This window comes from Pseudarthrobacter phenanthrenivorans Sphe3 (assembly GCF_000189535.1).
Taxonomy (GTDB): domain Bacteria; phylum Actinomycetota; class Actinomycetes; order Actinomycetales; family Micrococcaceae; genus Arthrobacter; species Arthrobacter phenanthrenivorans.
In genome coordinates this window covers 2,901,414-2,914,994 of the sequence record NC_015145.1, presented here as the reverse complement: position 1 = coordinate 2,914,994, position 13,581 = coordinate 2,901,414, and the positions used below count along the sequence as shown (strand labels likewise).

Annotated in this window: 10 protein-coding genes; 9 read left to right on the top strand and 1 reads right to left on the bottom strand. The window is 66.9% G+C overall.

Annotation, left to right across the window (positions count from 1 at the left end):
• Nucleotides 1-160: 160 nt before the first annotated feature.
• Both groES and groL read left to right on the top strand, forming a co-directional pair.
• Entirely contained in the window at nt 161-454 is a 294-nt protein-coding gene (gene groES / locus ASPHE3_RS13455) for a co-chaperone GroES (protein WP_003805290.1), read from the top strand.
• A gap of 77 nt (nt 455-531) precedes the next feature.
• A complete protein-coding gene (gene groL, locus ASPHE3_RS13450) occupies nt 532-2,142 on the top strand; it encodes a chaperonin GroEL (RefSeq protein ID WP_013601757.1) in 1,611 nt (536 codons plus the stop codon).
• A 129-nt stretch (nt 2,143-2,271) separates the two neighbouring features.
• On the opposite strand, the gene ASPHE3_RS13445 is transcribed toward groL, so the two are convergent.
• Complete coding sequence (locus tag ASPHE3_RS13445) at nt 2,272-2,874, bottom strand: dihydrofolate reductase family protein (protein WP_013601756.1); 603 nt, start codon at nt 2,872-2,874, stop codon at nt 2,272-2,274.
• A gap of 63 nt (nt 2,875-2,937) precedes the next feature.
• Here ASPHE3_RS13445 and ASPHE3_RS13440 point away from each other — a divergent pair, with 63 nt between their 5' ends.
• From ASPHE3_RS13440 to ASPHE3_RS13410, 7 genes are all read left to right on the top strand, one after another.
• On the top strand, nt 2,938-4,461 hold the full coding sequence (locus tag ASPHE3_RS13440) for an ATP-dependent DNA ligase (protein ID WP_013601755.1): 1,524 nt from the start codon (nt 2,938-2,940) through the stop codon (nt 4,459-4,461).
• 128 nt (nt 4,462-4,589) lie between these two features.
• A complete protein-coding gene (locus ASPHE3_RS13435; protein ID WP_013601754.1) occupies nt 4,590-6,227 on the top strand; it encodes a helix-turn-helix transcriptional regulator in 1,638 nt (545 codons plus the stop codon).
• Nucleotides 6,228-6,322: 95 nt separating this feature from the next.
• The gene (locus ASPHE3_RS13430; protein WP_013601753.1) at nt 6,323-6,652 is read left to right on the top strand and encodes a hypothetical protein; all 330 of its coding nucleotides are present in this window, start codon (nt 6,323-6,325) and stop codon (nt 6,650-6,652) included.
• A 14-nt stretch (nt 6,653-6,666) separates the two neighbouring features.
• On the top strand, nt 6,667-7,773 hold the full coding sequence (locus ASPHE3_RS13425; protein WP_013601752.1) for a flavin-containing monooxygenase: 1,107 nt from the start codon (nt 6,667-6,669) through the stop codon (nt 7,771-7,773).
• A 9-nt stretch (nt 7,774-7,782) separates the two neighbouring features.
• The gene (locus ASPHE3_RS13420) at nt 7,783-9,861 is read left to right on the top strand and encodes an acyltransferase family protein (RefSeq protein WP_041652192.1); all 2,079 of its coding nucleotides are present in this window, start codon (nt 7,783-7,785) and stop codon (nt 9,859-9,861) included.
• A 224-nt stretch (nt 9,862-10,085) separates the two neighbouring features.
• The gene (gene guaB / locus ASPHE3_RS13415; protein ID WP_013601750.1) at nt 10,086-11,597 is read left to right on the top strand and encodes an IMP dehydrogenase; all 1,512 of its coding nucleotides are present in this window, start codon (nt 10,086-10,088) and stop codon (nt 11,595-11,597) included.
• A gap of 82 nt (nt 11,598-11,679) precedes the next feature.
• Nucleotides 11,680-13,533, top strand: a complete 1,854-nt coding sequence (locus ASPHE3_RS13410) for an ABC transporter ATP-binding protein (RefSeq protein ID WP_013601749.1) — start codon at nt 11,680-11,682, stop codon at nt 13,531-13,533.
• The last annotated feature ends 48 nt before the right edge of the window (nt 13,534-13,581 follow it).

Here is a 13,581-nt window from a genome sequence, read left to right as displayed (position 1 = left end):
TAACCCTTACATAGAGTCTTCATTAGCACTCTCCCTAGGAGGGTGCTAACACATGAAGAGCTGCCAGCCAGGCTGCTGCCGGCACCGCGACGACGGTTTGCCAGCCATGGCGGAAAGCTTTCCAGTCCACGAATTTGCTGACGAAGAAGGAGAGGTCCGAGTGTCGGTCTCTATTAAGCCTCTTGAGGATCGTATTGTTGTCCGCCCGCTCGAAGCAGAGCAGACCACGGCTTCCGGCCTGGTTATCCCGGACTCCGCGCAGGAGAAGCCCCAGGAAGGCGAAGTTGTTGCAGTAGGCCCCGGCCGCTTCGAGGACGGCAACCGCGTTCCCGTCGATGTAGCCGTCGGCGACGTCGTCATCTACTCCAAGTACGGCGGAACTGAAGTAAAGACCGGCGGCACCGAGTACCTCGTGCTGTCCGCCCGCGACGTCCTGGCGATCGTCGTAAAGTAACTCTCCGGATCCCCGCGCCGCTGGTCATGCATTCTGCTGCTCAGCGGCGCGGGGTTCTGTCTTGAAAGGACAAAACCATGGCAAAGCAGCTTGCGTTTAACGACGCTGCCCGCCGGTCTCTTGAAGCCGGCATCGATAAGCTCGCCAACACCGTCAAGGTGACGCTCGGCCCCCGCGGCCGCAACGTCGTCCTGGACAAGAAGTGGGGAGCTCCCACCATCACGAACGACGGCGTCACCATCGCCCGCGAAGTTGAGCTGGACGACCCGTACGAGAACCTTGGCGCGCAGCTGGCCAAGGAAGTAGCCACCAAGACCAACGATGTTGCCGGCGACGGCACCACCACCGCAACGGTCCTGGCCCAGGCGCTGGTCAAGGAAGGCCTGCGCAACGTTGCGGCAGGTGCTGCCCCCGGCCAGATCAAGCGCGGCATCGAGGTTTCCGTCGAAGCCGTCGCCGCCCGCCTGCTGGAGAACGCCCGCCCCGTTGAAGGCACCCAGGTTGCCAACGTGGCAGCCATCTCCGCCCAGAGCGATGAGGTTGGCGAGCTCCTTGCCGAGGCCTTCGGCAAGGTTGGCAAGGATGGTGTGATCACCATCGAGGAATCCTCCACCACGCAGACCGAGCTGGTCCTCACCGAGGGCATGCAGTTCGACAAGGGCTACCTGTCCCCGTACTTCATCACGGACGCGGACCGCCAGGAAGCCGTCCTCGAGGACGCCCTCATCCTGATCAACCAGGGCAAGATCTCCTCGCTGCAGGAGTTCCTGCCGCTGCTGGAGAAGGCGCTGCAGGCCGGCAAGCCGCTGTTCATCATCGCTGAAGACGTCGACGGCGAGGCCCTGTCCACGCTGATCGTCAACCGCATCCGCGGCACGCTGAACGTCGTGGCCGTCAAGGCTCCGGGCTTCGGCGACCGCCGCAAGGCCATGCTCCAGGACATCGCCACCCTTACCGGTGCACAGGTTGTGTCCCCGGAACTGGGCCTGAGCCTGGACACGGTGGGCCTCGAGGTGCTGGGTACGGCACGCCGCATCACGGTAACCAAGGACAACACCACCATCGTTGACGGCGCAGGTTCGGCCGAAGACGTGGCAGCACGCGTTGCGCAGCTGCGCGCCGAGCTGACCCGCACCGAGTCCGACTGGGACCGCGAAAAGCTCCAGGAGCGCCTGGCCAAGCTGGCCGGCGGCATCGGTGTCATCAAGGTCGGTGCTGCAACCGAGGTTGAGCTCAAGGAAAAGAAGCACCGCATCGAGGACGCCGTGTCCTCGACCCGTGCTGCCCTCGAAGAAGGCATCGTTGCCGGTGGCGGCTCAGCACTGATCCACGCCCTGAAGGCACTGGATGAGGACCCGGCCGTCAAGGCACTGGAAGGCGACGCCGCCGCTGCTGTGGGCATCGTCCGCCGTGCGCTGGTCCAGCCGCTGCGCTGGATTGCCCAGAACGCCGGTTTCGACGGCTACGTCATCACCTCCAAGGTGGCCGAGCTCGACACCAACAACGGCTTCAACGCCAAGTCGGGCGAGTACGAGGACCTGATCGCCGCCGGCGTGATCGACCCCGTCAAGGTCACCCGCGCAGCCCTCCGCAACGCAGCCTCCATCGCTGCCCTGGTTCTCACCACCGAGACCCTGGTCGCCGAGAAGCCTGCCGAGGAAGACGAGCACGCAGGCCACAGCCACTGATCTGTGGCTCCGCGCGGGCAACCGTGCATGCACAGAAAGCCGGTCCAGCATCCGCTGGGCCGGTTTTTTGTGGGCCCATGCCGTCAGGGTGCCCTTGCCGAACGAAGCGAGGCTAGGGGACGTGGGGGATCAAGTCCCCGGCATGTCCTGTGTCTGGACGTCGCCGGCGCGCTCGTACACCAGCGACACCGCTCCCTTCGGGAAGCTGCGGGCCGGTTCGGCGAGGCGGAAGGTGGCGGGGATGGTCCCGGCGTCGAAAAGGCGTTTGCCCTGCCCCAGCGTCACCGGATACAGCCAGAGGTGGAGGCGGTCCAGCACGTTCTCGGCGAGGAGTGAACGGATCAGGGCGCCGCTGCCGAACATGTGCACTTCATCAAACTCATCCCGGAGCCTGCCCGCCTCACCAGGGTCGGGCAGGACGCTGGTTCCCGCCCAGGCCGGATCCGAAAGCGTAGTGGACACAACGAACTTGGGAACCCGGTTGAGCGTCCCGCCTATGTCACCGGATTGGTGTGGCCAGTAGGCGGCGAAGATGTCATAGGTTTTCCGCCCGAGCAGCAGGGCATCGATCTTGTTGATCTCGGCCTCAATCGCTGCTTCTGACTCGTCATCGGACACCGGCGCCTGCCAGCCGCCGAAAGCGAAGCCGCCCTCGCTGTCCTCTTCGCGGCCGCCGGGCGCCTGGTAAACGCCGTCGAGGGTCAGGAACAGGTTCGCCACAATGATTCCCATGCGTCCAGTCTGGAAGGGCGCTCCGAGGCTGTCTAGAGGTGCGGTGGTGGCAGACTGGGTGCCATGCTGCTCGACGAGCTTGTGAATACAACCCAGGCCGTGGCCTCAACCCGCTCCCGGCTTGCGAAGGTTGATGCGCTGGCAGGACTGCTGAAAAGGCTGGAACCCGCGGAAATTGCGACGGCGGTTGGTTTGCTCATTGCCAGGCCCCGGCAGGGACGGGTAGGGGTTGGCTGGAGCGGGATGAAGGCGGCGATGGGGGAGCCGGCAGCTGAACCAAGCCTCACTGTGGCTGAGGTCGACGCTGCCTTGGACCGGCTGCTCGGCACGGCAGGAACGGGTTCGGCAGCGGAGCGGGCTGGGATCCTCCGGACCCTGACCGGGGCAGCCACGGAACGCGAACAGGCCTTCATCGCAGGCGTGCTCCTCGGGGAATTGCGGACTGGTGCCCTTGAAGGGGTCCTGACGGACGCGGTGGCCCGGGCTGCCGGCCGGCCGGCGGACGCCGTACGTCGAGCTGCCATGCTCTCCGGCGACCTCGGCGGGACCGCCCTGCTGGCACTGACGGGCACGGCGGAGCAGCTGGACGCGGTCGGGCTCGTCGTCGGCCGCCCGGTGCAGCCCATGCTTGCCGCCACCGCCTCCAGCGTGAGCGACGCCCTGGGCACCACGGGGGAGGCGTCTGTGGAATACAAGCTCGACGGAGCGCGCATCCAGGTGCACCGGGCAGGCGACGACGTCCGCGTTTACACCCGTACGCTGGCCGAGGTGACCCACCGGCTGCCCGAAGTGGTGGAGGTGGTGCGCGGACTGCCCGTGCGGGAGGTCATCCTGGACGGCGAGACCCTCGCCCTCGACGAGGACGGCGGCCCGCGCCCGTTCCAGGAGACCATGTCCCGGTTTGGGGCCGATGCCGCACGCGACACACTGCTTCACCCCTGGTTCTTCGACGTGCTGCACATCGACGGCCGCGACCTGCTTGATGAGCCGCTGGCCACGCGCATCGGCGTCCTCGAGAGTATTGCGCCCGGGCACCGGATCCCGGGGGAAGTCACCGCTGACGTGGCCGTTGCCGAGAAGGTGTCGCGCGAGGCGCTCGCCGCAGGCCATGAGGGCGTGGTGGTCAAGGCCATCGGGTCCGCCTATGCGGCGGGCCGGCGCGGCTCAAACTGGGTCAAGGTCAAGCCCGTGCTCACCTATGACCTGGTGGTACTGGCCTGCGAGTGGGGTTCGGGGCGGCGCACCGGACTGCTGTCCAACCTGCACCTCGGAGCACTGGACCCGCTGGGCGAGTTCGGCGCGCCGGGTGGCTACGTGATGGTGGGCAAGACTTTCAAGGGTCTCACCGACGCCCTGCTCAAGTGGCAGACGGCCCGGTTCCAGGAGCTCGAAGTGCGGCGCACTGCAGGAACGGTGTGGGTGGAGCCCGTGACCGTCGTCGAAATTGCCATCGACGGCGTGCAGCAATCCCCGCGCTACCCCGGCGGAATCGCCCTTCGGTTCGCCCGTGTCAAGCGCTACCGGGATGACAAGACAGCCGCGGAAGCGGACACGATCCAAACCCTGAGGGCGCTGCTGCGCCCCTAGGCCGAAGACCGTTGTCACCGCTGCGCCGCGGGCGTACCGTGGCGCTTAAGGAGGCCGGCGCCTGCGCGGATGAGCCACAGTACGACGGCGGCGGGCCGGCCCGGGCGGTATCCCACAGGAGGCCAGGGGTGACAGCAGAGACAGGCCTGGACCAGGGCCGGGGAGCTTTCCGGGAGCACCGGTGGACCGAGGCCTTCGAAAGTTTCCGGGAAGCCGACCGGCAGGGCGGACTTCCGGCAGCAGACCTTGAGCGGCTGGCCACGGCGGAGATCCTGACCGGCAACGCTGCGACGGGCCTTGAGTCCCTGACCCGTGCCCATGAGGAGTACCTGGTGGTCGGGGATATCGTGGGCGCTGCCAGGTGCGCCGCGTGGCTGGCGCTCCACTTGATGAACACGGGGGAGGGGGCGCGTGCCGGGGGCTGGCTGGCGCGGGGCCAGAGGCTGGTGGCGGAACTGGCCGAACCCTCGAGCGTAGAAGGTTTGCTGCTCATCCCGCTCAGCCTGGGCAAGTTGTATGGCGGCGACCCGGCGGGTGCGCTGGTGTCGTTTTCCCATGCTGCGGAGCTGGGTCAACGTTTCCAGGACAGGGACCTGTCCGCGCTCGCCCTCCTCGGCTCGGGCCAGGCCACCCTGGAGTTGGGCCGGGCCGAGGAGGGCCTGCGGATGTTCGACGAGGTCATGGTGGCCGTTACGGCAGGGGAACTGTCCGCAGTGCCGTCGGGGATTGCCTATTGCGCAGTGATTGGGAACTGCCAGGTGGCCTTTGACCTGCAACGGGCCCTTGAATGGACAGCGGCCCTGGACCGCTGGTGCCGCGCCCGCCCGGACATGGTTGCCTTCAGCGGCCAGTGCCAGGCCCACCGTGCCGAGCTCTTCCGGCTGCATGGCGCGTGGGCCGAAGCGCTCGCAGCGGCAGGGGAAGCCCAGGACCGGTCCGGCCGGGGTGACCCGCAGGCCCGGTACGGCGGCTACTACCAGCAGGGTGAGGTGCAGCGGCTCACGGGAAAGCTGGAAGCCGCAGAGGCCTCCTTTCTGGAGGCGGCCCGCAGCGGGTACGAGCCGCAACCGGGACTTGCCCTGCTGATGCTCGCACGTGGCGATGCCAAGCAGGCCCAGACCATGATCCGACGGGCTGCGGGGCTGGCGGACGTTGCTACCCGCCGGCATCTGCTGCCCGCGCTGGTGGACATCGAACTGGCCGTGCCCGATCCCGGGGCCGCAAGGCAGGGCGCGGAGGAACTGATCCGCTTTGCCCGTGAGTGCCCGCTGCCGTTGGTTCGGGCAGCCGCATACCAGGCGGACGGCGCGGTGCGGCTGGAGGAGCGTGATCCCGCCGGCGCTTCCCGTGCCTTGCGGCAGGCCTGGCGCCTCTGGCTGGAACTCGGCGTGCCCTACGAGGCTGCCCGCTGCCGGGTGCTGCTCGGCCGGGCCTGCCGGGACTTGGGCGATGAGGCTTCGGCGCGGATGGAATTCGAGGCTGCACACACCGAATTCCTTGAGCTGGGGGCGGCTCCGGCAGCCGCCTGGACTGCCTCGCTGATGCGGAAGGGCGACGACGGCGGCGAACCTGGCCCGCTGACAGCAAGGGAAGCGGAGGTGCTTCGCCTCGTCGCGTCGGGGCAGGGAAACCGGGCCATCGCGGCCCAACTCTTCCTCAGTGAGAAGACGGTGGCCCGGCACATCAGCAACATCTTCCTGAAGCTTGGCCTCTCCTCAAGGGCGGCAGCCACCAGGTACGCCTTCGAGCACGGCCTCGCAGGCTGACCCGGGACTGCACAGAATTACCCATCCCGCACCGTCCGGACAGTTGCATAATCCGCCCGAAGCAGGGCGGGGGACCCCGGTCATAGCCTCAAAGCATGAACCTTCCAGTCCTTGCCGGCACGCTTTCCACAGTGCTGTTCGCCGTGGGAATGCTGCCAATGCTGGTGAAAGCCGCACGCACCAGGGACCTCGCTTCCTACAGCCTGGGGAACCTGGTCCTGAGCAACGTGGCCAACGCCATCCACTGCATCTATGTGTTCAACCTTCCGGCGGGACCCATCTGGGCCCTCCACCTCGCCTACGTCCTTGCCTCGGCGCTGATGCTGGCCTGGTGGCTCCGTTACAGGAATGCGGACAGCAGGAGCAGGGGCGCACGGCCGGCAGGACACCAGGAGGGCTCACAAGCAGGCATCCATGCCACATAAACAGGAGCACAGCCATGGACAACAACAACGTGACCGGCATGCTGGACACGATCATTATCGGCGGCGGCCAGGCCGGCCTCACCCTGGGCTACCACCTGAAGCAGCAACAAAGGAACTTCCTGATCCTGGACGCAAACCAGCGCACAGGCGACGCCTGGCGCCAGCGCTGGGACTCCCTCCGGGTCTTCACCCCCGCCAAGTACGACGGCCTGCCCGGCACGCCGTTTCCGGCCGGCCCGCTGTCCTTCCCCACCAAGGACGAGGTGGCCGGGTACCTGGAAGGCTACGCCGAACTGAACGCCCTGCCCGTGCTCCACGGGACACGGGTGGAGCGGCTGTGGCGGGAAGGCAGCCACTTTGTGGCAACCGCCGACGGCCGCCGCTGGGAGGCGCGGAACGCCGTCGTCGCCACTGGCGTCAGCCAGGCACCCAAGGTTCCCGCCTTCGCCGCGGAGCTGGCACCTTCAACGGTCCAGCTCCATTCGGCTGCCTACCGGAACCCCGGCCAACTGCAGGACGGCCCCGTCCTGGTGGTGGGGCTGGGAAATTCGGGCGCGGAGATCGCCCTTGAAGTGAGCCGGACGCATCCCACCACCGTGGCCGGGAAGCCCAGCGGTGAACTGCCGGTGAAGCATGGTCCCGCCGCCGCACGCTTTGTCCTCCCTGCCGTACGCTTCCTCGGGCTGCACGTCCTTACCCTGGACACTCCGGCGGGACGGAAAGCGGCGCCCACCTTCAAGGCGCATGCAGCGCCGTTGATCAGGACCAAGACCAAGGACCTCGTGGCGGCCGGAGTGCGGCTTGTGCCGCGGGTCACCGGCGTGGAAGACGGCCGGCCCGTTGTGGCGGATGGAGGCCGGCTGGATGTGGCGAACGTCATCTGGTGCACGGGTTTCCGTGACGATTTCAGCTGGATCGATCCGGACCTGCTCGACGGCGGTGCGCTGCCCAACCAGCACCGCGGCGTGGCACTTGATACGCCGGGACTGTTCTTCCTGGGACAGGAATTCCTGCACTCCGCGGTGTCCGCCACCCTGCCCGGTGCGGGCCACGACGCGCGGTACCTGGCAGGGAAAATACCCCGGTTGGGTAGGATTGATGTTTTGCCTATGCCCCAGTGAGGTCCATTTGTGTCGCTAGCGAGAACAGAGGCTGCAGCCAATCCGCCGTCCGGAGCCGGTGCCAAGGGCCGGAAACCAACGTTCCGGCCCGAAGTGCAGGGCCTCCGCGCACTTGCCGTACTGATGGTGGTTGCCTACCACGTGTGGCTGGGCCGGGTGTCAGGGGGAGTGGACATCTTCCTGCTGGTTTCCGCCTTCCTGCTCACGCTGTCGTTCGTCCGGAAAGCCGAAGCTGGACATCCGTTCGGACTCCTGGCGCACTGGCTGCACCTGTTCAAGCGGCTGCTGCCGGCCGCCGTCGTGGTGATCCTCGGCGTGCTGGCCGGGACGTGGCTGATCCTGCCGCAAAGCCGCTGGCCGCAGGTGCTGGACCAGGCGTGGGCGTCGCTGCTGTACAACCAGAACTGGCTGCTGGCAGACACTGCCGTTGATTACTATGCACAGGACCACGCCGGCGCCAGCCCCCTCCAGCACTTCTGGTCACTGTCCATCCAAGGCCAGGTATTCATCCTGTGGCCGCTGGTTTTCGCCGGCGCTGCGGGACTGCTGGCGCTGCTGCGGCGGATTCCGGGGTGCGCGGGCCTGACGTACCGCGGGCTGCTGGGAGTGCTCTTCGGAGCCGTTTTTGTCTTTTCCCTCGCCTACTCCGTGGAGCAGACGGCCACCAACCAGGCGTACGCCTACTTCGATACCCGGGCCAGGCTGTGGGAGTTCGCCCTGGGGTCCCTGCTCGCCCTGGCGCTGCCCCACCTCAAACCCCGGCGGGTGCTGCGGGTGGCGCTCGGCTGGGCGGGACTCGCGGCCATGGTCTCCTGCGGCCTCCTGCTGACCGTGGACCGTTCCTTCCCGGGATACATCGCACTCTGGCCAACGCTTGCCGGCGCAGCCATCATCACCGCCGGGCAGACCGGCAGCCGTTTCGGTGTGGACAGGTTCCTCAGCAGCAGGCCCCTGGTGGCGCTGGGCGACAACTCCTATGCCCTGTACCTGTGGCACTGGCCCGTCCTGGTGCTGGCGCTCGCGGCCACCGGCGTCGAGGCACCCAACCTGGTCCAGGGGCTCGGCATCGTGGCCGCGTCCATCGTGCTCGCCATCCTCACCACACGCTTCGTGGAGAAGCCGCTGCGCGAGTGGCACTGGCCCAAACGGCGTGCCTGGCGCACCGCCGTCGTCATCGTTGCCTGCGGTGCCCTGCTGGCGGGACCTGTTGCCATCTGGCAAACCACGCTCACCGCGGAGGAAAGCGCGACGGCGGCACAACCCCGCGAGCTCACGCCCGGGGCCGCGGCGCTCAGCCCGGAGAACGCCCCCGTGCCGGTTCCCGATGCCCGGATCATTCCCGGCCCCTCCGCCCTGGACAACGACTGGGCCGGAATCCATGCCCCCTGCACCGGCGAAAACGCCACGAGCGATCCCATCCTCGAAGGTTGCCGCCAGGACGTTCCGGACGGCGGGGCCACCAAGCGCATCGTGGTCCTGGGCGACTCCCACTCCCAGCAGTACCTGGGTGCCCTGGCCCCCATCGCCGCCGAGCGCGGCTGGGAACTGGTGACCTTGCTGATGCCGGCGTGCCGCTTTGGTGCCGAATCTGAAACCAGGAACGCGGAGTGCAACGCCTACAACCGGGCCAGCACCGCCTACGTCCTGGAACACCGTCCTGACGCCGTCTTTACCGTGGCCTCGCTGACGCACGAGGAAGCACCGTTCGAAACAGAGGTGCCCGGCTACCTGGACGGCGTCCGGCCATTCGCCGAGGCAGGGATCGAGATCGTGGGAATCAGGGACAATCCGCGCTTCACCTTCAACATGCCCGAATGCGTCCAGCGGAACGGCCCGGAGGCTCCGGAGTGCAACGTTCCCCTGGCGGAGTCACTGGTGGACCCGTCGCCGCTGGAGAGCTACCGGGACCGTCTGCCCGGGCTCCACCTGATGGATCTCAGCGACTTCATCTGTGCACGCGGTGTCTGCCCGGCCGTGGTGGGAAACATTTACGTCTACAAGGACGACAACCACCTCACCAGGACGTATGTGGAGAGCATGATTCCCATGTTTGAACAGCGTCTCCTTGCCGCCACGGGCTGGCGCTGAAACGCCGGATACACGGTCCGGAAGGTGCGGTTGCTCACATTGGGCGCATGGAATAGGGGGATCGGCGCCGAGGTTCTAATATTTACTCAACACTTTCCTGACCCCGGACCGCCGCCCTCCAGTGGTGTTCCTGCACCATCTTCTGCACAGGCCAGTCCCGTAATGACGGGCTGGTCATCGGCTGCAACCCCTACCCGCACGCAACCAAGGTAAGAGGCGCATTCATGACCGAGCCCGAACACAACCCCTTTGGCTTCATCGGCCTGACCTATGACGACGTCCTGCTCCTGCCCGGCCATACCGAGGTCATTCCGTCAGAAGCGGACACGTCCTCCCGGATCTCCAAGCGGATCACCGTGCAGACGCCGCTGCTGTCCGCCGCCATGGACACCGTGACGGAGTCACGGATGGCCATCGCCATGGCCCGCCAGGGCGGCCTGGGCGTGGTGCACCGCAACCTCTCCATCGCCGACCAGGCGGACCAGGTTGACCGGGTGAAGCGCAGCGAATCGGGCATGATCACCAACCCGCTGACCATCCGGCCCGAGGCCACCCTCCGCGAACTGGACAACCTGTGTGCCCAGTACCGTGTTTCCGGCCTTCCGGTAGTGGATGAGGACAACCGCCTCCTGGGCATCGTCACCAACCGCGACACCCGCTTTGTGCCCGAGTCCGACTTCCCGCTGCGGCTGGTCAGCGACGTCATGACCAAGATGCCGCTGGTGACCGGGCACGTGGGCATCAGCCGCGAGGAAGCGTCGCACAAGCTGGCCACCAACAAGATCGAGAAGCTCCCCCTGGTGGATGAGCAGGGCCGGCTCAAGGGCTTGATCACCACGAAGGACTTCACCAAGGCGGAGCAGTACCCCCTGGCCACCAAGGACGACGAAGGCCGGCTCCGCGTGGGCGCAGCCATCGGTTTCTTCGGGGACGGCTGGGAGCGCGCCATGGCACTCGTGGACGCCGGCGTCGACGCGCTGTTCGTGGACACCGCGAACGGCCACTCGCAGGGCGTGCTGGACATGATCCGCCGCCTGAAGTCCGATCCGGTGGCAGCCCACGTGGACGTCATCGGCGGCCAGGCAGCCACGCGTGAAGGCGCGCAGGCCCTGATCGACGCCGGAGCCGACGGCATCAAGGTGGGCGTGGGTCCCGGCTCCATCTGCACCACCCGCGTGGTGGCAGGCGTGGGCGTCCCGCAGATCACGGCCATCTACGAGTCCGCCAAGGCGGCAATCCCGGCCGGCGTGCCGCTGATTGCCGACGGCGGCCTGCAGTACTCGGGCGACATCGGCAAGGCCCTCGTTGCCGGCGCCGACACCGTGATGCTCGGCTCGCTCCTGGCCGGCTGCGATGAGTCCCCGGGTGAACTGATCTTCGTCAACGGCAAGCAGTTCAAGTCCTACCGGGGCATGGGCTCCCTTGGCGCCATGCAGTCGCGCGGCAAGAACACGTCCTACTCCAAGGACCGCTACTTCCAGGCCGACGTTTCCGGCGACGACAAGCTGATTCCCGAGGGCATCGAGGGACGCGTGGCCTACCGCGGCCCGCTGTCCTCCGTGGCGTACCAGCTGGTGGGCGGCCTGCGCCAGACCATGTTCTACACGGGCGCACCCACCGTTGCCGAGCTGAAGGCCCGGGGCAAGTTCGTCCGGATCACCCCGGCCGGGCTCAAGGAATCGCACCCGCACGACATCCAGATGACGGTGGAGGCGCCGAACTACGGTTCGCGCTGACCACTGGTTGGCACCGTCCGGCAGGCCATGGAGTTTCTTGCTCCATGGCCTGCCGGCGTCTGCAGCGAACTAGGCTGAGTGCATGCCCCCACCAGGCCATCCGGCGGAACTGACCCCCAAACGCGATCCCCAACGCAGGCTGGCGTTGCGGCCCTACGCCCGGGCCGTAGCCCAGGTCTTGCGGGTCAGCTTCCGGGCCTCCCCGGGGGCGGTGATCATGAAGGTCCTCGGCTCGCTCATCTCGGCAGTGCTGCCGCTGGTCACCACCTACTTCGCCGCGCTCACCACCACGGCGCTGGCCGCAGCCTACTCCGGTGACGCCGGCGCCGGGCAGCTGGCGATCGTCTACGTCATCATCACCGCTGCCCTGGGGCTGTTCTGGGGCGCCTTCATCAGCGTGGACCGGTATATCCAGCAGCTGATGAGCTTCAAGGTGGGCGCGATCGTGGGGGACCAGATGTACGAGCGGTTCCTTGCCCTGGAGTTCTGGCGCTACGACGACAAAGAAACCGTTGACCTGTACGACCGCGCCAAGAGGTTCTCGGACTCCTACGCGCGCGTCCTGGACCGCATCGCGGCGATCTTCACCCAGCTGGTGTCCGTTATCCTCGCCATTGGGGCCCTGCTGCTGGTCAGCTGGTGGATCGCAGTGATTGTCCTGGTTGCCATCGTCCCCAGCGTCTACCTGCAGTTCAAGCTGTCACGGGAACAGATTGCGCACTGGAACACGCAGGTGGATTCGCGGCGCCAGCGCCGGATGATCGAACAAAACCTGCTCCGCCCCCAGCACATCGCGGAGATGCGCCTGTACGGCATCGTCGGCTTCCTGATGGACCTCCGCTCCCGCCTGCGGGACGCGGACGAGCGCCGCCGCCTTGATTACCAGCGCCGGTACATCCCCAAGCAGCTTGCCGCGGACGCACTCCAGTACGGTGCGGAGGTGGTGTCCCTGATCTGGGTGGTGGGCCAGATCATCGCCCGCGCCCAGCCCGTGGGCCAGTTCCTCTACGTGCAGCAGATCGTCAGCCGCGCCCTGTCCACCGCGAACAACCTGGTGTCCTCCCTGAGCTCCATCGATGAGGACCTGGCCAACCTGAAGGACTACGAGCTGTTCATGGCCCTGCCCGTCCATTCGGAGCATGCGCCCCCGCTGCTGCAGTCCCCGAAGACAGTGGAGCTGAAGGACATCCGGTTCACCTATACGGGCAGCGACATCGAAGTCATCAGGGGCATCAGCATGACCATCCGGGAGGGCCAGCACATCGCGATAGTAGGGGAGAACGGAGCCGGAAAGTCCACGCTGATCAGGATCCTGGCCGGGCTGTACCGCCCTGATTCAGGGCAGGTAATGCTCGACGGCGTGGACCTCGCCGCCGTCGACGTCACCTCCTGGCACCGGCACCTGGCCGTGTTGAGCCAGGAGTTCCTCAAGTACGAGTTCGCCACGGCCGCGGAGAACATCTACTTCGGCGACGTCGACTCGCCCCGCGACGACGGCCGCATCCGCAAGGCCGCCGCGAACGCCGAGGCCTTGGAATTCATCAACAAACTCCCCAACGGCCTGGACAACCACGTCAGCAACTGGATGGAGGACCCGCGCGGCCGGAAGGGCAGCGGCCTCTCCGGCGGCCAGTGGCAGCGGCTCGCGATGGCCCGGAACTTCTACCGGGACGCCTCGTTCATGGTGATGGACGAGCCTACCTCCGCCATCGATGCCCTCGCCGAGCACCGGATCTTCACCCGCCTCTTCGCCGACCGCAGCAGCACGATCATCGCCATCAGCCACCGCCTGGCCACCATCGAAAAGGCGGACATCGTGTACATGCTGGAGGACGGCCGGATCGTCGAGCAAGGCACGCACAAGGAACTGGTGGCGCTGCGCGGACGCTACTTCCGGATGTTCGAATCCCAGCTCAGCGTCCCCACCAGGCCCTGAACTTCCACGCCAGCCAGGGACACCGCGGCGGCTGGGATAACCTAGAGC

Coding starts and splice junctions, on each gene's coding strand:
- ASPHE3_RS13445 (WP_013601756.1), bottom strand. CDS start 2,874: ATGGGAATCATTGTGGCGAACCTGTTCCTGACCCTCGACGGCGTTTAC.
- guaB (WP_013601750.1), top strand. CDS start 10,086: ATGACCGAGCCCGAACACAACCCCTTTGGCTTCATCGGCCTGACCTAT.
- ASPHE3_RS13410 (WP_013601749.1), top strand. CDS start 11,680: ATGCCCCCACCAGGCCATCCGGCGGAACTGACCCCCAAACGCGATCCC.
- ASPHE3_RS13430 (WP_013601753.1), top strand. CDS start 6,323: ATGAACCTTCCAGTCCTTGCCGGCACGCTTTCCACAGTGCTGTTCGCC.
- ASPHE3_RS13425 (WP_013601752.1), top strand. CDS start 6,667: ATGGACAACAACAACGTGACCGGCATGCTGGACACGATCATTATCGGC.
- groL (WP_013601757.1), top strand. CDS start 532: ATGGCAAAGCAGCTTGCGTTTAACGACGCTGCCCGCCGGTCTCTTGAA.
- ASPHE3_RS13440 (WP_013601755.1), top strand. CDS start 2,938: ATGCTGCTCGACGAGCTTGTGAATACAACCCAGGCCGTGGCCTCAACC.